At 70.6% G+C, this 19,357-nt stretch carries 15 protein-coding genes and 6 tRNA genes; 9 read left to right on the top strand and 12 right to left on the bottom strand.

The window, feature by feature from the left end:
* Nucleotides 1-10: 10 nt before the first annotated feature.
* The 6 genes from HN013_RS20815 to HN013_RS20790 form a co-directional block, all read right to left on the bottom strand.
* Nucleotides 11-86 (bottom strand) — tRNA-Gly (locus HN013_RS20815).
* Nucleotides 87-159: 73 nt separating this feature from the next.
* Nucleotides 160-231, bottom strand: a tRNA-Gly gene (locus HN013_RS20810).
* A gap of 38 nt (nucleotides 232-269) precedes the next feature.
* Nucleotides 270-344 (bottom strand) — tRNA-Gly (locus HN013_RS20805).
* Nucleotides 345-382: 38 nt separating this feature from the next.
* A tRNA-Gly gene (locus HN013_RS20800) sits at nucleotides 383-457 on the bottom strand.
* A 43-nt stretch (nucleotides 458-500) separates the two neighbouring features.
* A tRNA-Gly gene (locus tag HN013_RS20795) sits at nucleotides 501-572 on the bottom strand.
* A 215-nt stretch (nucleotides 573-787) separates the two neighbouring features.
* Nucleotides 788-1,105 (bottom strand): Lsr2 family protein, encoded by a 318-nt coding sequence (locus HN013_RS20790; RefSeq protein WP_171168392.1) that lies wholly within the window; start codon nucleotides 1,103-1,105, stop codon nucleotides 788-790.
* 315 nt (nucleotides 1,106-1,420) lie between these two features.
* Here HN013_RS20790 and purS point away from each other — a divergent pair, with 315 nt between their 5' ends.
* From purS to purL, 3 genes are read left to right on the top strand one after another with little or no spacing between them, the layout of a single operon-like run.
* Nucleotides 1,421-1,666 (top strand): phosphoribosylformylglycinamidine synthase subunit PurS, encoded by a 246-nt coding sequence (gene purS / locus HN013_RS20785; protein WP_006604673.1) that lies wholly within the window; start codon nucleotides 1,421-1,423, stop codon nucleotides 1,664-1,666.
* Complete coding sequence (purQ, locus tag HN013_RS20780) at nucleotides 1,663-2,343, top strand: phosphoribosylformylglycinamidine synthase subunit PurQ (protein ID WP_171168390.1); 681 nt, start codon at nucleotides 1,663-1,665, stop codon at nucleotides 2,341-2,343. The genes purS and purQ overlap by 4 nt, the downstream gene beginning before the upstream one ends.
* The gene (gene purL, locus HN013_RS20775) at nucleotides 2,343-4,592 is read left to right on the top strand and encodes a phosphoribosylformylglycinamidine synthase subunit PurL (protein ID WP_171168388.1); all 2,250 of its coding nucleotides are present in this window, start codon (nucleotides 2,343-2,345) and stop codon (nucleotides 4,590-4,592) included. The genes purQ and purL overlap by 1 nt, the downstream gene beginning before the upstream one ends.
* A 73-nt stretch (nucleotides 4,593-4,665) precedes the next feature.
* Here purL and HN013_RS20770 read toward each other — a convergent pair whose 3' ends face one another.
* Nucleotides 4,666-6,228, bottom strand: coding sequence for an MFS transporter (locus tag HN013_RS20770; protein ID WP_249375189.1), 1,563 nt, complete (start codon nucleotides 6,226-6,228; stop codon nucleotides 4,666-4,668).
* A gap of 285 nt (nucleotides 6,229-6,513) precedes the next feature.
* Here HN013_RS20770 and HN013_RS20765 point away from each other — a divergent pair, with 285 nt between their 5' ends.
* From HN013_RS20765 to purM, 4 genes are all read left to right on the top strand, one after another.
* A complete protein-coding gene (locus tag HN013_RS20765) occupies nucleotides 6,514-7,176 on the top strand; it encodes a TetR/AcrR family transcriptional regulator (RefSeq protein ID WP_171168384.1) in 663 nt (220 codons plus the stop codon).
* Between the two features lie 10 nt (nucleotides 7,177-7,186).
* Entirely contained in the window at nucleotides 7,187-8,017 is an 831-nt protein-coding gene (locus HN013_RS20760; protein WP_171168382.1) for a sterol carrier family protein, read from the top strand.
* 92 nt (nucleotides 8,018-8,109) lie between these two features.
* Nucleotides 8,110-9,627, top strand: a complete 1,518-nt coding sequence (purF, locus tag HN013_RS20755) for an amidophosphoribosyltransferase (protein WP_171168380.1) — start codon at nucleotides 8,110-8,112, stop codon at nucleotides 9,625-9,627.
* Between the two features lie 25 nt (nucleotides 9,628-9,652).
* On the top strand, nucleotides 9,653-10,723 hold the full coding sequence (gene purM / locus HN013_RS20750) for a phosphoribosylformylglycinamidine cyclo-ligase (protein WP_171168377.1): 1,071 nt from the start codon (nucleotides 9,653-9,655) through the stop codon (nucleotides 10,721-10,723).
* A gap of 68 nt (nucleotides 10,724-10,791) precedes the next feature.
* On the opposite strand, the gene HN013_RS20745 is transcribed toward purM, so the two are convergent.
* The gene (locus HN013_RS20745; protein WP_171168374.1) at nucleotides 10,792-11,049 is read right to left on the bottom strand and encodes a DUF3073 domain-containing protein; all 258 of its coding nucleotides are present in this window, start codon (nucleotides 11,047-11,049) and stop codon (nucleotides 10,792-10,794) included.
* A 358-nt stretch (nucleotides 11,050-11,407) separates the two neighbouring features.
* Entirely contained in the window at nucleotides 11,408-12,535 is a 1,128-nt protein-coding gene (locus HN013_RS20740; RefSeq protein ID WP_312018670.1) for a Glu/Leu/Phe/Val dehydrogenase dimerization domain-containing protein, read from the bottom strand.
* Nucleotides 12,536-12,738: 203 nt separating this feature from the next.
* On the opposite strand from HN013_RS20740, the gene HN013_RS20735 reads away from it, so the two are divergent.
* Nucleotides 12,739-13,617: a hypothetical protein gene (locus HN013_RS20735; protein WP_171168372.1), complete on the top strand. Its 879-nt coding sequence runs from the start codon at nucleotides 12,739-12,741 to the stop codon at nucleotides 13,615-13,617.
* Nucleotides 13,618-14,092: 475 nt separating this feature from the next.
* Nucleotides 14,093-14,299 carry a developmental transcriptional regulator BldC gene (gene bldC, locus HN013_RS20730; protein WP_003980577.1) on the top strand — a complete coding sequence of 69 codons (207 nt, stop codon included), beginning with the start codon at nucleotides 14,093-14,095 and terminating at the stop codon, nucleotides 14,297-14,299.
* 531 nt (nucleotides 14,300-14,830) lie between these two features.
* On the opposite strand, the gene HN013_RS20725 is transcribed toward bldC, so the two are convergent.
* The 3 genes from HN013_RS20725 to hrpA all read right to left on the bottom strand — a co-directional run bounded on the left by HN013_RS20725 (nucleotide 14,831) and on the right by hrpA (nucleotide 19,336).
* Nucleotides 14,831-15,046: a DUF6274 family protein gene (locus tag HN013_RS20725; RefSeq protein WP_171168370.1), complete on the bottom strand. Its 216-nt coding sequence runs from the start codon at nucleotides 15,044-15,046 to the stop codon at nucleotides 14,831-14,833.
* Nucleotides 15,047-15,223: 177 nt separating this feature from the next.
* Nucleotides 15,224-15,298, bottom strand: a tRNA-Asp gene (locus HN013_RS20720).
* A gap of 84 nt (nucleotides 15,299-15,382) precedes the next feature.
* Complete coding sequence (gene hrpA / locus HN013_RS20715) at nucleotides 15,383-19,336, bottom strand: ATP-dependent RNA helicase HrpA (protein WP_171168368.1); 3,954 nt, start codon at nucleotides 19,334-19,336, stop codon at nucleotides 15,383-15,385.
* Nucleotides 19,337-19,357: the final 21 nt, after the last annotated feature.

The raw sequence follows: 19,357 nt of genomic DNA, 5'->3' as shown, positions 1-19,357 counted from the left end.
GTCTTTTCTCTGGAGCGGACGACGAGGCTCGAACTCGCGACCTCAACCTTGGCAAGGTTGCGCTCTACCAACTGAGCTACGTCCGCATACGCTCCGCGCTTCCGTGCGGTGCGGGCACCACTCTACCTGATCCACCGGAGTGGTCGGTAAAGCGATGAGAGCGGGTGACAGGAATCGCACACTGCGCCTCCCCCTTGGAAAGGGGGCGCTCTACTACTGAGCTACACCCGCGCGACCATCCTCCGGGCCACAAGAGACCGGTGAACGGCTGGAGCGGGTGACAGGAATCGCACACTGCGCCTCCCCCTTGGAAAGGGGGCGCTCTACTACTGAGCTACACCCGCGCGACCATCCTCCGGGCCACAAGAGACCGGTGAACGGCTGGAGCGGGTGACAGGAATCGCACACTGCGCCTCCCTCTTGGAAAGAGGGCGCTCTGCTACTGAGCTACACCCGCGCGTCCACTCACCGGACCACCGAAGTGGCCGATGAACGGCGAGAGCGGGTGACAGGAATCGCACACTGCGCCTCCCCCTTGGAAAGGGGGCGCTCTACTACTGAGCTACACCCGCGCGTCTCGGGGGTTTTGGCCTCTCGGCCTCGCCCCTCGGCGTGCTCCAGACTCTAGCGGATCATGTGGGGTGAGATGCAAATCCGGTTCTGGGCCGGGCTCCTGAGGGGTGGCCGGATCCGGCCGCACGGGACCGGCGGCGGGCTGTGCGGGGGAGGGGGCCGGCCGTGCGGGGAGGGGGCCGGGGCCGTGCCCGCGCCCCCTCCGCCCCGGCCGTCAGTTCGCCGCGTTGAACGCCTCGTAGACCCTCTTGGGGATCCGGCCCCGCGGGGGCACCTCCATGCCGTGCGACCGGGCCCACGCGCGGACGGCCGCCGGGTCCGGCTCGACGGAGGTGCGTCGGTACGCCTTCCCGGAACGGGAGCGCTTCCGGCCGGCGTCCAGGTAAGGCTCCAGCTCGTGCCGGAGTTTCTTCGCATTGGCAGTGCTGAGGTCGATCTCGTACGACTTGCCGTCGATGCCGAAGGTGACGGTCTCCGCGGCCTCGCCCCCGTCGATGTCATCAAAGAGCGTTACTACCACACGCTGCGCCACGGAATGGTCCTTTCAGCCTGTACCGCCGCTCTGACCTGCGGCGATGCATGGGTTTAGATGGTTCTCCAGCAATGCTTATTCAGCGGTCCGGCAAAGAGCATTGCGTGGTGGGGCCCAGTTAATTCCGTCGGCCCGCCCGGGTGCAATGGGAACCGTGCGTTCTTCCGGGGTTTTTCCTGGATTTTTTCCGGAGGTCCCTGCGGGTGACCGCCGTAATGCGCTCGGTACGGGTGTGATATCTACCCGCGTAGATTTTTTGGGACGGTACGCTGGCGGCACCGCTTCAGCTCACGCACCACACCACCGGGAGTGCCAGTGGCACGCGTCGTAGTCGACGTCATGCTCAAGCCGGAGATCCTCGACCCGCAGGGGCAGGCGGTGCAGCGCGCGCTGCCACGCCTGGGCTTCGAGGGGATCGCCGATGTCCGTCAGGGCAAGCGTTTTGAACTCGAGGTGGAGGGCCCGGTCGACGACGCCGCCCTCGCCCGGATCCACGAGATGGCCGAAACGTTTCTCGCCAACACCGTGATCGAGGACTTCACCGTGCGGGTCGACTCGTGACTGCACGCGTGGGGGTCATCACCTTCCCCGGCACCCTCGACGACCGCGACACCCAGCGCGCGGTCCGGCTCGCCGGCCTGGAGCCGGTGCCCCTGTGGCACCGCGACAAGGACCTCAAGCAGGTCGACGCCGTGGTCCTGCCCGGCGGGTTCTCCTACGGGGACTACCTGCGGGCGGGCGCCATCTCCCGCTTCTCGCCGGTGATGGAGACCGTCATCGAGCAGGCGAAGGGCGGCATGCCCGTCCTCGGCATCTGCAACGGCTTCCAGGTGCTCACCGAGACCCACCTGCTGCCCGGCGCGATGCTGCGCAACAACCACCTGCACTTCATCTGCCGCGACCAGAAGCTCCGCGTCGAGAACGCGGACACCGCCTGGACGGCCGACTACGCGGCGGGCCAGGAGATCTCCGTCCCGCTGAAGAACATCGACGGCCGCTACGTGGCCGACGAGCGCACCCTGGACGAGCTGGAGGCGGAGGGCCGGGTGGCCTTCCGCTACCTGGACGGCAACCCCAACGGCTCGCTCCGGGACATCGCCGGCATCACCAACGCCGCCGGCAACGTCGTCGGCCTGATGCCGCACCCCGAGCACGCGGTCGAGCCACTGATCGGCACCGGCCGCACGGACGGGCTCGGATTCTTCACCTCGCTCCTCAAGAAGCTGGTCAGCGCCTGATGACTCTCGACACGGTCAAGCACGCCGCCGAGACCCCCGACACCGAGCAGCCGTGGGCCGAACTCGGCCTCAAGCAGGACGAGTACGCGCGCATCCGCGCCATCCTGGGCCGCCGCCCCACCGGCGCCGAGCTCGCGATGTACTCCGTCATGTGGTCCGAGCACTGCTCGTACAAGAGCAGCAAGGTCCACCTCCGCCAGTTCGGCGAGAAGGCCCCGGAGAACGACGCGCTCCTCGTCGGCATCGGCGAGAACGCGGGCGTCGTGGACGTCGGCCAGAACTACGCGGTCACCTTCAAGGTCGAGTCGCACAACCACCCGTCGTACATCGAGCCTTACCAGGGCGCGGCCACCGGCATCGGCGGCATCGTCCGCGACATCCTCGCCATGGGCGCCCGCCCGGTCGCCGTCATGGACCCGCTGCGGTTCGGCGCCGCCGACCACCCCGACACCAAGCGGGTGCTCCCCGGCGTCGTCGCGGGCATCGGCGGCTACGGCAACTGCCTGGGCCTGCCCAACATCGGCGGCGAGGTCGTCTTCGACCCCTGCTACCAGGGCAACCCGCTGGTCAACGCGCTCTGCGTGGGCGTGATGAAGCACGAGGACATCCACCTCGCCAAGGCGTCCGGCACCGGCAACAAGGTCGTCCTCTACGGCGCCCGCACCGGCGGCGACGGCATCGGCGGCGTCTCCGTCCTCGCCTCCGAGACGTTCGACTCCACCGGCCCGGCGAAGCGCCCCGCCGTCCAGGTCGGCGACCCCTTCCAGGAGAAGCTCCTCATCGAGTGCACCCTGGAGCTCTTCCGCGAGAACCTCGTCGAGGGCATCCAGGACCTCGGCGGCGCCGGCCTCTCCTGCGCCACCAGCGAGCTGGCGAGCGCCGGCTCCGGCGGTATGCGCGTCGAGCTGGACACCGTGCCGCTGCGCGACGCCACGCTCTCGCCCGAGGAGATCCTCATGAGCGAGTCGCAGGAGCGCATGTGCGCGGTCGTCGAGCCCGGCAAGGTCGACCGCTTCCTGGAGATCTGCGAGAAGTGGGACGTCATCGCCACCGTCATCGGTGAGGTCACCGACGGCGAGCGGCTGGAGATCTTCTGGCACGGCGAGCAGATCGTGGACGTGCCGCCGCGCACCGTCGCCCACGAGGGCCCGGTGTACGAGCGCCCGTACGCCCGCCCCGAGTGGCAGGACGCCCTCCAGTCCGACGACGCGAACAGGCTGCCCCGGCCGGAGACGGACGAGGAGCTGCGCGCACAGGTCCTGAAGGTGATCTCCTCCCCGAACCAGGCGTCCAAGTCCTGGATCACCGGCCAGTACGACCGGTTCGTCCAGGGCAACACCGTCCTGGCGCAGCCGGAGGACTCCGGCATGATCCGCATCGACGAGGAGACCGGCCTCGGTGTCGCCGTCGCCACGGACGGCAACGGCCGCTACACCAAGCTCGACCCGTACGCGGGCGCCCGGCTCGCGCTCGCCGAGTCGTACCGCAACGTGGCCGCCACCGGCGCCCGCCCGCTGGCGATCTCCAACTGCCTCAACTTCGGCTCCCCCGAGGACCCGGGCGTGATGTGGCAGTTCGCCGAGGCCACCCGCGGTCTCGCGGACGGCTGCCTGGAGCTGGGCACCCCGGTCACCGGCGGCAACGTCTCGCTGTACAACCAGACCGGCGAGACCGCCATCCACCCGACCCCGGTGGTCGCCGTGCTGGGCGTCATCGACGACGTCGCCCGCCGGACGCCGATGGCCTTCTCGGAGGAGGGCCAGCTGCTTTACCTCCTGGGCGACACCAAGGAGGAACTGGGCGGTTCGGCCTGGTCCCAGGTCGTCCACGACCACCTCGGCGGCCTGCCGCCGGCCGTGGACCTGGACCGGGAGAAGCTGCTCGGCGAGATCCTGATCTCGGCCTCCCGCGACGGCATGATCGACGCTGCGCACGACCTCTCCGACGGCGGTCTGGTCCAGGCGGTGGCCGAGTCCTGTCTGCGCGGCGGCAAGGGAGCGCGGCTGGTCGTCCCGGACGGTCTGGACGCGTTCACCTTCCTCTTCTCCGAGTCGGCCGGCCGCGCGGTGGTCGCCGTACCGCGCAGCGAGGAGCTCCGCTTCACCGACATGTGCGGGGCGCGGGGCCTGCCCGCCACCCGGATCGGCGTCATCGACGGCGAATCCCTGGACGTCCAGGGCCACTTCGGCCTGCCGCTGGCCGAGGTGCGCGAGGCGCACGAGGCGACGATCCCGGCCCTGTTCGCCTGACACCCGGCCGCCCGGCTGCCGGTCCCGCCCGCTCTCACCCGGGCGTGCGGGACCGGGGGCAAGCCCCCTGCCGCTACCGGTCCGAGGCCGGAGTCGAGGTCGAGGCCGGGGCCGGGCCCGACGGGGAGGCGGCGCGGCCCGCCCCGACCCCTTCCTCCTCCCCGGATATCCGGTCCCCGGGCGACGCCGCACCGACCGCCCCGGAGCCCTCCGCGTCCGCGTCCGCCGCCACCGGTGCGGGTAGGGGCAACCGGGTGGCGAGCACCAGCGCCACCAGCATCGCGGCCGCCGCGCAGGCGAACACCACGTCGACCGAGGTCACGAACACTTCGACCGCGCGGGCGTGTTCGGCACCCTCCAGCCCCCGGATCCGGCTGGTCGAGCCGCCGGGCATCCTCGACTCGTACACCCGGGCCACCACCGTCCCGAACAGCGCCGTCCCCAGGGCACCGCCCAGGCTCTGGAAGAAGCGGATGGCGGTCGTCGCCACCCCGAGCTGGTCGCGCGGCGCCGTCTCCTGCACCAGTTGCACGAGCTGCCCCAGCAGCTGCCCGAACCCGACGCCCAGCAGGAGGAGTTCGGCGCCGATCAGCCAGAGGCTCGTCGCGGGGCCCGTCAGGGCGAGAGCCCCGAGGGCGGCCGCCGCACAACCCGTACCGCTGACCACGAACGTCCGCCTCGACCAGCCGCGCCGGGTGAGCCGGCCGGAGAGCAGGCCCACGCCGGACAGGCCCGCCGCCATGGGGATCATGAAGAGGCTCGCGGAGGTGGCGGCGATGTCCCGGGCGACCTGCAGATAGATGATGATGTAGACCATCGAGCCCAGCATGGCCATGCCCGTGATCCCCTGGACCACAAAGCTGTTCAGCAGCACGCGGTTCCTGAACAGCGACAGTGGCAGCACCGGTTCCGCGGCGGTCGCCTGCCGGAGGACGAACAGGCCGAGCAGGGCCACCGCCGCGGTGATGAGGCCGAGGACCGTCGGCGACCCCCACGCGTGCTCCTTGCCGCCCCACTCGGCGATCAGCAGCAGCGCGGTGGAGAACGCGGCGGCCAGCGCGGCACCGAGGAAGTCGACGCGGCGCCGGTTCGTCCGGTGGGGAATCCGGATCAGGACCGTCGCGAGGGCGAGCACGACCAGGCCGATGGGCAGGTTGACGTAGAACACCCAGCGCCAGTCGGCGGTGTCGGCCAGCAGCCCGCCGAGCACGGGCCCCAGCGCCATCCCGGCCCCCGCGATGATCCCGCCGATCCCGGCGAACCCCCTCCCGCCGCCGACCTCCGCGCCCGGCCTCGGCAGCTGCGCGAGGACGACCATCGTGACGCTCATCAGGCCCCCGCCGCCCAGCCCTTGCACCGCGCGGAAGGCGATGAGCTGCCCCATGGACTGCGCGGCACCGCACAGCGCGGAGCCGAGCAGGAACGTGCCGACCGCGCCGAGGAAGATCCGTTTCGCGCCGAGGGTGTCGCACAGCTTCCCGTACAGCGGCAGGGCGGCGGTCGCGGCGAGGGAGAAGGAGCTGACGAGCCAGGGGATCCGGTCGATGCCGTGCACGGGGTCCAGCTCCCGGGCGATGGGCACGGTGACGGCCGACACGATGTTCTGGTCGAGCACCGCCAGCAGGATCGTCGCCATGCACACAGCGAGAGCGGCCTTGAACCGGCCCTCCGACAGCGGCGGTTCCGGTTCCGGCCGCGGGGACGGTGAGGGCGGCGGAACGGGTGCGGACATGGATCCCCCTGGAGGCAACGGACGGAGCAACGGACGGAGCAACGGACGAGCAACGGACGGCAGGCGGCCGGGAATCGGCCGGCAATCGGCGCCCACGACCACCATGCCCCCTCAACCTGTACCGGGTCAATCATTCATCCGGGTACGTTTATCGACCAGGCTCATATATCGTCCTGGTACAGTCACCTCATGGCACAAGGGCAGGGCCTCCGTGAGCGCAAGAAGGAGCAGACCCGGCGCGCCCTCGGGCGCACCGCGATCGAGCTGTTCCTGGAGCGGGGTTACGACAACGTGTCCGTCGCCGAGATCGCGGCCGCCACCGAGGTCTCGAAGATGACGGTCTTCAACTACGTGCATTCCAAGGAGGACTTGGTCCTCGGCCCGATGGAGGAGCACGTGGCGGACGCGGCACGCGCGGTGCGCGACCGCCGGCCCGGCGAGTCCGTCGTGGCCGCCTTCCGCAGGCAGTTCCTGGACGCGCTGGCCCTGCACGACGCCTCCGTCGGCTTCGACGACCAGCCCCGCGTCCTCGCCATCCGACGGCTGATCGACGAGACGCCCGCCCTGCGGTCCCGCGCGCTCATGGCCTGCGCGCGGTCCCAGCAGCTGCTCGAGGAGGAGCTCGCGGCCGCCGCCGGGGAGGAGGGCGGCGAACTGGCCCCGGTCGCCGCGGCCATGCTGATGGGCGCGCGCAACGCGCTGATCTCCTACAACAGGAGCCGGTTGCTCGCCGGCGACTCCGCCGAGACGGCCTACCCCGACGCGGTCGCGATGGCCGAACGGGCCTTCGCCATGGTCGAGTCCGGCCTCGGCGCATACGCCCGCGCGACGAGCGCGCAACCGGCGCAATAGGCTCGCCACCATGACCGCCGCACCACGCACGCCCCGTCCTCGCAGCTACGACCCCGCCAAGGTACGGGCCGCGCTGGACGGCCAGCTCCGCGCGGTGCGCGAGGCGGTCACCGCGCTCAGCGCCCGCCCCGACGCGGAAGCGGCACTCGCCGCGGCCACCCGGCTGGACGACTGGACGGTCCGCGACCTGCTCGCCCACCTCGCCGCCGCCCTGAAAGCACTGCCGGACCGCCTCGCCGAACCCTCGCCCGACCCCGCCGAACCCCGGCTGGACCTGCGGCGATACCTGGCGTCCGCGCGGACGGCCGCCGAGAGCGCGGCCGCCGCCGACCGGGCCCCGGACGGCGAACCGTCCGACGTGGCGGGCAGGTTGGACGAGGCCGCCACCCGCCTGTCCGACGCCGTCGCCACCGCCGACCCGGCAGCGCCGCTGCCCACCGCGCTCGGCCCGATGACCGTCCTCGACTACACGGTCACCCGCCTGCTGGAGGCGGTCGTCCACGCCGACGACCTCACGGCCGCCACCGGCATCCCCGTCGCCCACGACCGCCAGGCCCTCGCCACCGTCACCCGGCTGCTCGCCGACGCGCTGGCCGCCGCGGCCCCCGGCGGCTCCGTCGAGGTCCGCGTCCCGCCCTTCGCCGTCGTCCAGTGCGTCGCCGGCCCCCGGCACACCCGAGGCACCCCGCCGAACGTCGTCGAGACCGACCCCCTCACCTGGATCCGGCTGGCCACCGGCCGTCTGAACTGGGCCGACGCCATCGAGAACGCCCTGGTCGGCGCCAGTGGCGAACGAGCGGACCTGTCCGCGCAACTGCCCTTGTCCGGGCGATCCCTGTGATCCGCTGTGACGAGGCGTGGCTGTCCGTGGTGTGAGGCATCCCCGGTCGTCCCCGGTTCGGATGAACCTCGTCCCTGCCATAGACTCGAGGTGTGCCTCGTGGTGACGGACGACTCAACCACGACCTGCTCCCCGGCGAAAAGGGCCCCCAGGACGCTTGCGGCGTCTTCGGTGTCTGGGCTCCGGGTGAAGAGGTCGCCAAACTCACCTATTTCGGGCTGTATGCGCTGCAGCACCGCGGACAGGAGTCCGCGGGCATCGCGGTGAGCAACGGCTCCCAGATCCTCGTATTCAAGGACATGGGCCTGGTCTCCCAGGTCTTCGACGAGACCTCCCTCGGCTCGCTCACCGGCCATATCGCCGTGGGCCACGCCCGGTACTCCACCACCGGGGCCTCGGTGTGGGAGAACGCCCAGCCCACCTTCCGCGCGACCGCCCACGGCTCCATCGCCCTCGGTCACAACGGCAATCTGGTCAACACGGCCGAGCTGGCCGAGATGGTCGCCGCGCTGCCGCGCGACGGCGGCCGGGCCACCCAGGTCGCCGCGACCAACGACACGGACCTGGTCACCGCCCTGCTCGCCGGCCAGACCGACGACGACGGCAAGCCGCTGACCGTCGAGGAGTCCGCCGCCAAGGTCCTCCCCGACGTCAAGGGCGCCTTCTCGCTCGTCTTCATGGACGAGCACACCCTCTACGCCGCCCGCGACCCCCAGGGCATCCGCCCGCTGGTCCTCGGCCGCCTGGAGCGCGGCTGGGTGGTCGCCTCCGAGACCGCCGCCCTGGACATCGTCGGCGCGGCCTTCGTCCGTGAGGTGGAGCCCGGCGAGCTGGTCGCCATCGACGAGAACGGCGTGCGCACCAGCCGCTTCGCCGAGGCCCGCCCCAAGGGCTGCGTCTTCGAGTACGTCTACCTCGCCCGCCCCGACACCGATATCGCGGGCCGCAACGTCTACCTCTCCCGGGTGGAGATGGGCCGCCGCCTCGCCGCCGAGGCCCCCGCCGACGCCGACCTCGTCATAGCGACCCCGGAGTCCGGCACCCCCGCCGCCGTCGGCTACGCCGAGGCCAGCGGGATCCCCTACAGCTCGGGCCTGGTCAAGAACAGCTACGTCGGCCGGACGTTCATCCAGCCCAGCCAGACCATCCGCCAGCTCGGCATCCGGCTGAAGCTGAACCCGCTGAAGGAGGTCATCCGCGGCAAGCGCCTGGTCGTGGTGGACGACTCCATCGTCCGCGGGAACACCCAGCGCGCCCTGGTGCGGATGCTCCGCGAGGCCGGCGCCGCCGAGGTCCACATCCGGATCTCGTCGCCGCCGATCAAGTGGCCCTGCTTCTTCGGCATCGACTTCGCCACCCGCGCCGAGCTGATCGCCAACGGCATGACCGTGGACGAGATCGGCAAGTCCCTCGGTGCCGACTCGCTGGCCTACATCTCCATCGACGGCATGATCGAGGCGACCACCATCGCCAAGCCGAACCTCTGCCGCGCCTGCTTCGACGGCGAGTACCCGATGGACCTGCCCGACCCCGAGCTGCTCGGCAAGCACCTGCTGGAGACCGAGCTCGCAGGCGGCCCCGACGCCGCGGACGCCCTGCGCCGCCCGTAAGAACGACACGAAAGATCTCAAGACAATGTCTCCTGAGACCACTGGTGCCAGCTACGCAAGCGCGGGCGTCGACATCGAGGCGGGCGACCGCGCCGTCGAACTCATGAAGGAATGGGTGAAGAAGGCCACCCGCCCCGAGGTCGTCGGCGGCCTCGGCGGCTTCGCCGGCCTCTTCGACGCGAGCGCCCTCAAGCGCTACGAGCGTCCGCTGCTCGCCTCCGCCACCGACGGCGTCGGCACCAAGGTGGATATCGCCCGCCGCATGGGCGTCTACGACACCATCGGCCACGACCTGGTCGGCATGGTCGTCGACGACCTCGTGGTCTGCGGCGCCGAACCGCTGTTCATGACCGACTACATCTGCGTCGGCAAGGTCCACCCCGAGCGCGTCGCCGCGATCGTCAAGGGCATCGCCGAGGGCTGCACCCTCGCGGGCTGTGCGCTGATCGGCGGCGAGACCGCCGAGCACCCCGGGCTGCTCGGCGCGGACGAGTTCGACGTGGCCGGCGCCGGCACGGGCGTCGTCGAGGCCGACCGGCTGCTCGGCGCCGATCTCATCCGCAAGGGTGACGTCGTCATCGCGATGGCCTCGTCGGGACTTCACTCGAACGGGTACTCGCTGGTACGCCATGTGCTTTTCGACCGGGCCCGCTGGACGCTGGACCGCGAGGTCCCGGAGCTCGGCCGCACCCTCGGCGAGGAGCTGCTGGAGCCCACCCGGATCTACTCCCTCGACTGCCTCGCCCTCACCCGGACGACCGAGGTGCACGCCTTCTCGCACATCACCGGCGGCGGACTGGCCAACAACCTGGCCCGGGTGATCCCCGGCCATCTGCGCGCGGAGATCGACCGGTCCACCTGGACCCCGGGCGCCGTCTTCGGCCTGGTCGGCGAGGCCGGCGGGGTCGAGCGCCACGAACTGGAGAAGACCCTCAACATGGGCGTCGGCATGATGGCCGTCGTACCGCGGGAATCGGCGGACGCCGCCCTGACCACGCTCGCCGACCGGGGCGTGGAGTCCTGGGTCGCCGGCGAGATCACGGAGCGTGGCGACCGTACCGAGGCCGTGGTCCTCAACGGTGACCACACCGCCTGACCAGGCCCGGGCAGCACAGAACCCGGTCCGGGGCAGGGCCCCGGACCGGGTCGGAGAAAGCTATCGCGTCAAGCGCGGCGACGGTAGACGGACTGGCCGGACGCCTGCTGGTCGTCCTCGTCGTCCTCGTCGTTGTAACGCGCCGCGTACTGAGCGTACGGGTCGTCGTCCAGCTCATCGTCGAGTTGCGGCTCACCGTTCGGCGGCTGCTTCGTCGGCGATGCGCCCAGCTCGTCGGCCAGGCGTGAGAGGTCGGTCCCACCGCTGTTGTACTTCAGCTGGCGGGCGACCTTTGTCTGCTTGGCCTTGGCCCGGCCGCGCCCCATGGCTCGACCCCCTCAATTACGGGGCTCGACGGCCCCAGAGTCTTGACACGCGTTCACTGTCATGAGTCAGAGCGGATCCCCGCGAGGGGATCCGGCCTGTAGGACTTCAACGGTACCTGCTTCCGCGGCCATACGGTACGTCGCCCGCATGACGTGCCACGGAGCACAACCGGCGAGGCGCCCCGTCCCCGCTGGTCAGCTGCGATTTTAACCCGTCCCCGGCGGCGACCCGCCGAGGGGTGGTGAGGGATCTCTCGCTTGCCGTCCCCCCACCGCCCCCGGCGGGTCGCTCTGTCGGGACCACTGTGCGGGCCCCGACCATCAGAGCGGGCCTAGATTTTCCCTGGTTTCCCAGCCGTCACTGCCGCACCTGGTGCGGAACGCCGGCCACCCGTGGTGCGCGCGCCTCGGCCATACGCTGCTCGGCGAGCCGGTCGGCCGCCGCGGCGGGCGGGATGCCGTCCGCCGCCGCCCGGTCGAATATGGCCAGCGTGGTGTCGTAGATCTTGGCCGCCTTGGCCTTCGCCCGGTCGAAGTCGAACCCGCGGAGCTCCTCCGCGACCTGGATCACCCCACCGGCGTTCACCACATAGTCCGGCGCGTAGAGGATCCCGCGGTCGGCGAGGTCCTTCTCCACCCCCGGATGGGCGAGCTGGTTGTTGGCCGCGCCGCATACGACGGTCGCCGTGAGGGCGGCGACGGTCTCGTCGTCCAGGGCGCCGCCGAGGGCGCAGGGGGCGTAGACGTCGAGCGGGGAGCGCACCAGGACGTCCACATCCGCCACCGCGGTGACCTGCGGATACCGCGAGGTGACCCGCTCGACCGCGGCGGCCCGGACGTCGGTGACCACGACCTCGGCGCCGTCCTCGACCAGGTGCTCGACGAGGTAGTGGCCGACCTTGCCGATCCCCGCGACGCCGACCCGCCGGCCGCGCAGCGTGGGCTCGCCCCACTGGGCGCGGGCCGCGGCCCGCATGCCCTGGAAGACCCCGAAGGCGGTGAGCACGGACGAGTCACCGGCGCCGCCGTTCTCGGGGGAGCGGCCGGTGGTCCAGCGGCACTCCCGGGCGACGACGTCCATGTCCCGCACGTACGTGCCGACATCGCACGCGGTGACATAGCGGCCGCCGAGGGAGGACACGAACCGACCGTAGGCCAGCAGGAGTTGTTCGGTCTTTATCGTGTCCGGATCGCCGATGATCACGGCCTTTCCGCCACCGTGCTCAAGACCCGCCAGGGCGTTCTTGTAGGACATGCCGCGTGACAGGTTGAGCGCGTCGCGGACGGCCTCTTCCTCCGAGGCGTAGGGGTAGAAGCGGGTGCCGCCGAGCGCCGGGCCCAGTGCGGTGGAGTGGAGGGCGATGACCGCCTTGAGGCCGGTCTCGCGGTCCTGGCAGAGCACGACCTGCTCATGCCCGCCGAGGTCGGAGCCGAACAGGGTGTGCAGCACGCTCTCGGCGTCGGTGGTGGGACGTACGTCAGTCACGGTGGTGACTCCATAAGTCTCGCGGTGTCGCCCTCCCGGGGGTGGAGGAGGGCCGGTTGGCACGAGGGTAGGGCCTGACGGCCCGGCGCACGGGTCCGGTGCCGAGGATCACTCTCCCGGGCTCCCGTCCCGTGGGACGATTCCGTCCGTACGGGGAGGACCGCACGGCTCCCCGGGGTGTCCTGCTGCTTGAGGGAGCGAGCGTGGGTCTGGCGTCGTCGGTGACCGTCCCGTACGCGGCCTATCTGCGGGTCTACGAACCGCTGAGCGCCTTCCCCCGGCCGGAGCGCCGGCATTGGGAGGCCTACGCCCGGCGCGCCGCGCTGCCCACCGCACAGGACGAACTCCGCCGGTCCCTGGCCGACTTGCTGCCGACGCCGCCCGTCCCCGTGCCGGTGCACGAGAGCGGTGACGCCTTCGTGGCCGTCGTGGACGGCGTCGTCTGCGTCTGCCCCTGGCGCACCCGGCTGCGCGGGTGGCTGGCCCTGGAGGAGCTCGCCGAGCGGTTCCCCGCGCCGGTGCTGGACGCCGTGCTGCCGCCGGTCGTGCGGCGCCAGGCCGAGGCGGACTACGCCCGCTGGCTGGAGGGCAACCCCGACGCCCGGCCGTGGATCAGGACGGCCACCTGGCAGGTGCCGCTCCGCTGGTTCGTACTCTTCTCCGACGAGGAACGCGAGTACGGCAAGGCGCCCGTCGGAACCGCAGGCCCCACCGCCTCCGGCGGCGCGGTGCAGGAGGGGCTGGTGCTGCGGTACCGGACGGCCATGGTGGAGGCCCGCCGGCGGGTGGCCCGGGGGCTGCGCACGCTGCGGGACACCATCGAGGAGGGACCGCTGATCGACGGCCTGGTCGACGTGGGCAGGTGGCTGGAAGAGTTCCATCCGCGGTCGCTGGTGGAGCTGGACTACGGCGGGCTGGTGCATATGGTGCCGGAGGCGCAGCTGGCCGACGACCGCTCCGCCGCCGACACCGCGGAGGGGCTGGCCGCCCTCAGGGCCGGGGACGGCGTCCGGGCGGGGGAGGCGTACGAGCGGCTGACGGAACGTTGGCGGGCGGTGCGGGATCGCCAGTTCGCGAACTGACCGGTGCCGGCCGGGGATTCGGTCGATCAGGACCTAGGTCCTGATCCGGCCAATTGCCACAACCGTGATCTAACGCACTTACGTCAGGTCTTGCGCCCATCGCCCACCCTCGTGGCAAAATAGGACAAGGAGTCCGGGAAGGACTCCTTCCGTCCGAGTAAGGGTGGATAGATCGGTATTGCACTCCTTGGCGGGTCTGGTGACCCCTGATCCCGCTGTGACTGATCGTCACGGTGGCGTGACTGTCCGCTATGGCATGGTCCATCGGCTTCCGTCGAGGTTGAACACCTGAGAGGGCAATTCCATCGGTTTGGCCGACGTGGCTGGACAGATGGTGTAGTTGTAGTGCCGAGGACAAGCCGTTCGTCCTATAACCGACTCGGCCCGCGTCTGCCATTTCGGGCAACGCGGGTCAAGGTGCAGAATTTAGAGGAAAGAACCGATCCTGAACTCGGTTCTCCCGAGGAGGCCGCTCATGACCGCTCGCACCCCTGATGCCGAGCCGCTGCTGACCCCGGCTGAGGTTGCCACGATGTTCCGCGTGGACCCGAAGACGGTCACGCGGTGGGCCAAGGCAGGCAAGCTCACGTCCATCCGCACGCTCGGAGGACACCGCCGCTACCGCGAGGCGGAGGTCCGGGCACTGCTGGCGGGCATCCCCCAGCAGCGCAGCGAGTCCTGATCCACCGCATGACCGGGCGTTTTCCGGGGCCCCCAACCCGGTGACCGTCCATCCTCAGCTCCACCAGCTCCACCATGCACCACACGACTGCGGAAACCTGCCCCCAACGGGAATCCGCGCCCGAACCGGGTGACGTCGTCGATCGCGCTGGGCTCCGCCGGGTCCAGCGCGGTCTTTTTTATGTCCGCGGGCAGCCCGTGATTTCCGTCCGTGTTAGGTCGGCGGAAGCGCGCGGAAGGGCCCCCGGCGACCCGCCGGCCCCCTTGCGGGATTGGTTGAGCGGCCGGTGCAATTGCACATATTAAATTGACCGGTGAGCGACAGGGCGTGACTTCCGTCATCTCCGTAACTCTTTCGGTGACTCCCGTCACAGCACGCCGAGCTTGCCGTCCGCCGCGATGCCGCGATAGAGAAGCCGACCATCCCGTCTGTTTCCGGGGTACGGCGGTGTTCCGGCCGGGACTCCGTACCGGCCGGACGGTCGACTGCCCTGCCCGGAGCCGCCGTTGGCCGCCATGCGGCGGGAGTCGCTCACCATGCCGCGGAACCCTCGCTCCCGCCCGCGGGGGCGGCCGCGGGGCCCGGATCGCCGGAGGCGCCCCCGGTCTCCAGGGCCAGGCGCAGGAGCCGGTGACAGACTGCGCAGTGGCGGGTCAGGTGGCGGTAGCCGACGGAGGCCGAGAGGTGGGCTCGCAGGAGCGCCCCGGTCTCGTGCCGGGTCTTCCCGGTCGGGCTGGTCGTGGTCATCGGGCGCACACCTCCCACTGACTGGGTACCCCTGGCACGTGTCGCCGTCAAGGAGCGCCACCCCGGGGGCCGGTCCCGGGGGTGGTCCGTCGGCCATTCGCCGATCGTGGTGCGGAGAGGGGTTCCGGAACGCGCCGAGGCCCGCTCTCCCTCGGGAGAACGGGCCTCGTACTGCTGCGGTCCTGACGGGATTTGAACCCGCGGCCTCCACCTTGACAGGGTGGCGAGCACTCCAAACTGCTCCACAGGACCTTGCTTGCTTTCCCGCCTTCGCGGTGCTGCGTGGCAAGACTCTACAGCAGGTCAGGGGGTGCGGTCGAACTCGCCTTCCCGAGGTCAGGGGGCGAGTGCGTCGATGGCCTTGACGATGCGCTTGTCCGAGACCGGGAAGGCCGTGCCGAGCGCGTGCGCGAAGTAGCTCACCCGCAGCTCCTCGATCATCCAGCGGATGTCCAGGGCCTCCTGCGGCACCGGGCGCCCCTTCGGGAACTGCTCCAGCAGCCAGGCGTGCTCGTCCTGCATCTCCTTGACCTTGGCCAGCCGGGCCCGGTCCCGCTCCGCGTTGGTGGGCAGCTGCGTCAGCCGCCGGTCCACGGCCACCAGGTAGCGCAGCAGGTCGGGGAGGCGGCGCACCCCGTGGGCGGTCACGAAGCCGGGCTTGACCAGCTCCGCGAGCTGCTGCTTGACGTCGGTGAGGGACGTCAGCAGGACGGGGCTGGTGGTGGCCTTGAGCCGGCGCTCGCACGCCTGCCAGGCGGCCAGCACCTCCTGGACCCTGCGGATGGTGTCGAGCGTCACGTCGACGATGTCCGCCCGTACCGCGTCGAAGAGCTTGCGGAAGCCCTCCTCGTCCCAGGCGGGCCCGCCGTGGCCGGCGATCAGCTTGTCCGCCGCGCCCGCGACGCAGTCGTCGAAGAGCGCCGGGATCGAACCGTGCGGGTTTCTGGAGAGGGCGAGCTTCTGCTGGTTGCTCAGCTTGTCCTGGGCGAACTTGGCGGGATTCGACGGCAGGTTGAGCAGGATCAGCCGGCGGGTGCCGCGCCACATGGCCTGCCGCTGCTCGGGCTCGGTGTCGAAGAGCCGCACGGCGACCGACGTGCCCTCGTCGACCAGCGCCGGGTACGCCTTGACGGGCTGGCCGGCCCGCTTGGTCTCGAAGGTGCGCGGGAGGGCCCCGATCGTCCACTGGGTGAGCCCGGACCGCTGCTCGGGCCCGGAGGGGGCCCCGGGGGCCGTGGAGGCCCTCTCGAAGGCCTTGGTGATGGCGGCCTGGGTCCTGGGCTTGAGGCGGGTGCGCAGCGCCTCCAGGTCCTTGTCCTCGGCGATCTTGCGCTTGCGCTCGTCGATGATCCGGAAGGTGATCTTCAGGTGGTCGGGGACGCGCCCCGGATCGAAGTCGTCCGCCTCGATCCGCACGCCCGTCATCCGGTGCAGCTCGCGCGCCAGCGCGGCCGTCAGCGGCTCCTGCACGGGGACGACGCCATCGAGGAAGCGCTGCGCGTAGTTCGGCGCCGGCACGCAGTTGCGGCGCAGCGGCTTGGGCAGCGAGCGGATCAGCTCCGTCACCAGGTCCTCGCGCAGCCCCGGGATCTGCCAGTCGAAGCCCTCCGGGGTGACCTGGTTGAGCACCTGGAGCGGGACGTGGACGGTCACGCCGTCCGCGTCCGCCCCCGGCTCGAACTGGTACGTCACCCGGAACTTCAGCCGGCCCTGCCGCCACGAGTCCGGATAGTCGTCCTTGGTGACCGCCTCGGCGTTCTCGTTGATGAGCATCGAGTGCTCGAAGTTCAGCAGCTCCGGCTCGTCGCGCCGCCTGTGCTTCCACCACGAGTCGAAATGCGCGCCGGACACGACGTGGTCGGGCAGCCGCTGGTCGTAGAAGTCGAACAGCGTCTCGTCGTCCACCAGGATGTCGCGCCGCCGCGCCCGGTGCTCCAGCTCCTCGACCTCGCCGAGGAGCTTGCGGTTGTCGTGGAAGAACTGGTGGTGCGTCTTCCAGTCGCCCTCGACCAGTGCGTTGCGGATGAACAGCTCACGGCTGATCTCCGGGTCGATCCGGCCGTAATTGACCTTCCGCTGGGCGACGATCGGCACGCCGTACAGCGTCACCCGCTCGTACGCCATCACGGCCGCCTGCTTCTGCTCCCAGTGCGGTTCGCTGTAGGTGCGCTTCACCAGGTGCTGGGCGAGCGGTTCGATCCATTCCGGCTCGATACGGGCGTTGACCCGGGCCCACAGCCGGGAGGTCTCGACCAGTTCCGCCGACATGATCCAGCGCGGCGGCTTCTTGAAGAGCGCGGAACCCGGGAAGACGGCGAATTTCGCGCTGCGGGCACCCAGGTATTCGTTCTTCTCGGTGTCCTTCAGCCCCAGATGGGACAGCAGACCCGCCAGCAGCGACTGGTGGACGCGCTCCGGCGCCGCGTCCTCCTCCGCCAGGTGCACGCCCATCGACTTCGCGACCGTGCGCAACTGTGTGTAGATGTCCTGCCACTCACGTATGCGCAGGTAATTCAGGAACTCCGACTTGCACATCCGCCGGAACGCCGACGACGACAGCGCCTTCTGCTGCTCGCGCACATAGCGCCAGAGATTCAGGAAGGCGAGGAAATCGCTCGTCTCGTCCTTGAACCGGGCGTGCTGCTGATCGGCCTGCTGCTGCTTCTCCGAGGGCCGCTCGCGGGGGTCCTGGATCGACAGCGCGGCGGCGATCACCATCACCTCGCGCACACAGCCGTTGCGGTCCGCCTCCAGCACCATCCGGGCCAGCCGGGGGTCGACGGGCAGCTGCGCGAGCTTCCGGCCGAGTGGGGTGAGCCGCTGCCCCTTCTGTCCCGACTGGGGGGACTTCTGCTGCGGGTCGAGCGCGCCCAGCTCCTGGAGCAGGTCGACGCCGTCCTTGATGTTGCGCCGGTCCGGCGGGTCGATGAACGGGAACTTCTCGATGTCCCCCAGACCCGCCGCGGTCATCTGGAGGATGACGGAGGCCAGGTTCGTCCGCAGGATCTCCGCGTCCGTGAACTCCGGACGGGAGAGGAAGTCGTCCTCCGAGTACAGCCGGACGCAGATGCCGTCGCTCGTCCGGCCGCAGCGGCCCTTGCGCTGGTTGGCGCTGGCCTGCGAGACGGGCTCGATCGGCAGCCGCTGCACCTTGGTGCGGTGGCTGTAGCGGGAGATCCGGGCGAAACCGGGGTCGATGACGTACCGGATGCCGGGCACCGTCAGCGACGTCTCGGCCACGTTGGTGGCGAGGACGATACGGCGGCCGGTGTGGCGCTGGAAGACCCGGTGCTGCTCGGCGTGGGACAGCCGCGCGTACAGCGGCAGGATCTCCGTGAACCTCAGTTTCTTCTTCTCCAGCGCGTCCGCGGTGTCGCGGATCTCGCGCTCGCCGGAGAGGAAGACCAGGATGTCGCCGTCGCCCTCGCGCTGCAGCTCGCCCACCGCGTCGCAGATCGCCGTGACCTGGTCGCGGTCGGTGTCCGCGGACTCCTCCTCCAGCAGTGGCCGGTACCGCACCTCCACCGGGTACGTCCGCCCGCTGACCTCGATGATCGGCGCGTCGCCGAAGTGCCGGGAGAAGCGCTCGGGGTCGATCGTCGCCGAGGTGATGACGACCTTGAGGTCGGGGCGGCGCGGCAGCAGCTGGGCCAGGTAGCCCAGGATGAAGTCGATGTTGAGGCTGCGCTCGTGCGCCTCGTCGATGATGATCGTGTCGTACTGGCGCAGCTCGCGGTCGGTCTGGATCTCGGCCAGCAGGATGCCGTCGGTCATCAGCTTGACCATGGTGTCCGGGCCGACCTGGTCCGTGAACCGGACCTTCCAGCCGACCGCCTCGCCCAGCGGTGTGCGCAGCTCCTCCGCGACCCGCTCCGCCACGGTCCGCGCGGCGATCCGGCGGGGCTGGGTGTGCCCGATCAGGCCACGGACGCCGCGGCCGAGCTCCAGGCAGATCTTGGGGATCTGCGTGGTCTTGCCGGAGCCGGTCTCACCCGCGACGATCACGACCTGGTGGTCGCGTATCGCCTCCAGGATGTCGTCCTTCTTCTGGCTGACCGGGAGCTGCTCGGGGTACGTGACGGCCGGCACCCGCGCCGCGCGGCGCGCCACGCGCTCCTCGGCCTGGCCGATCTCGGCGTCGATCTCGGTGAGGACCGCCACCCGGGCCTCGGGTTTGCGGATCCGGCGGGCACCGTCCAGCCTGCGACCCAGTCGCTGCGCGTCGCGCAGGGACAGCTCGGGCAGGCGCGCGGCGAGGTCGGCAGGGGTGAGGGCAGGCTGCGTAGACATACGGGACCCAGGATCGCACCA

Source organism: Streptomyces sp. I05A-00742, assembly GCF_013055795.1.
Lineage (GTDB): Bacteria > Actinomycetota > Actinomycetes > Streptomycetales > Streptomycetaceae > Streptomyces.
Note: the sequence above shows the minus strand (reverse complement) of the source record. Positions and strands in the feature narration are given on the sequence as shown.

Bases quoted from the DNA above. Each gene is read 5' to 3' on its own strand.
- HN013_RS20745 (WP_171168374.1), bottom strand. From the start codon at position 11,049: ATGGGGCGCGGCCGGGCCAAGGCCAAGCAGACAAAGGTCGCCCGCCAG.
- HN013_RS20770 (WP_249375189.1), bottom strand. From the start codon at position 6,228: ATGGCGACGATCCTGCTGGCGGTGCTCGACCAGAACATCGTGTCGGCC.
- purL (WP_171168388.1), top strand. From the start codon at position 2,343: ATGACTCTCGACACGGTCAAGCACGCCGCCGAGACCCCCGACACCGAG.
- hrpA (WP_171168368.1), bottom strand. From the start codon at position 19,336: ATGTCTACGCAGCCTGCCCTCACCCCTGCCGACCTCGCCGCGCGCCTG.
- HN013_RS20725 (WP_171168370.1), bottom strand. From the start codon at position 15,046: ATGACCACGACCAGCCCGACCGGGAAGACCCGGCACGAGACCGGGGCG.
- HN013_RS20760 (WP_171168382.1), top strand. From the start codon at position 7,187: ATGACCGCCGCACCACGCACGCCCCGTCCTCGCAGCTACGACCCCGCC.
- purM (WP_171168377.1), top strand. From the start codon at position 9,653: ATGTCTCCTGAGACCACTGGTGCCAGCTACGCAAGCGCGGGCGTCGAC.
- HN013_RS20765 (WP_171168384.1), top strand. From the start codon at position 6,514: ATGGCACAAGGGCAGGGCCTCCGTGAGCGCAAGAAGGAGCAGACCCGG.
- bldC (WP_003980577.1), top strand. From the start codon at position 14,093: ATGACCGCTCGCACCCCTGATGCCGAGCCGCTGCTGACCCCGGCTGAG.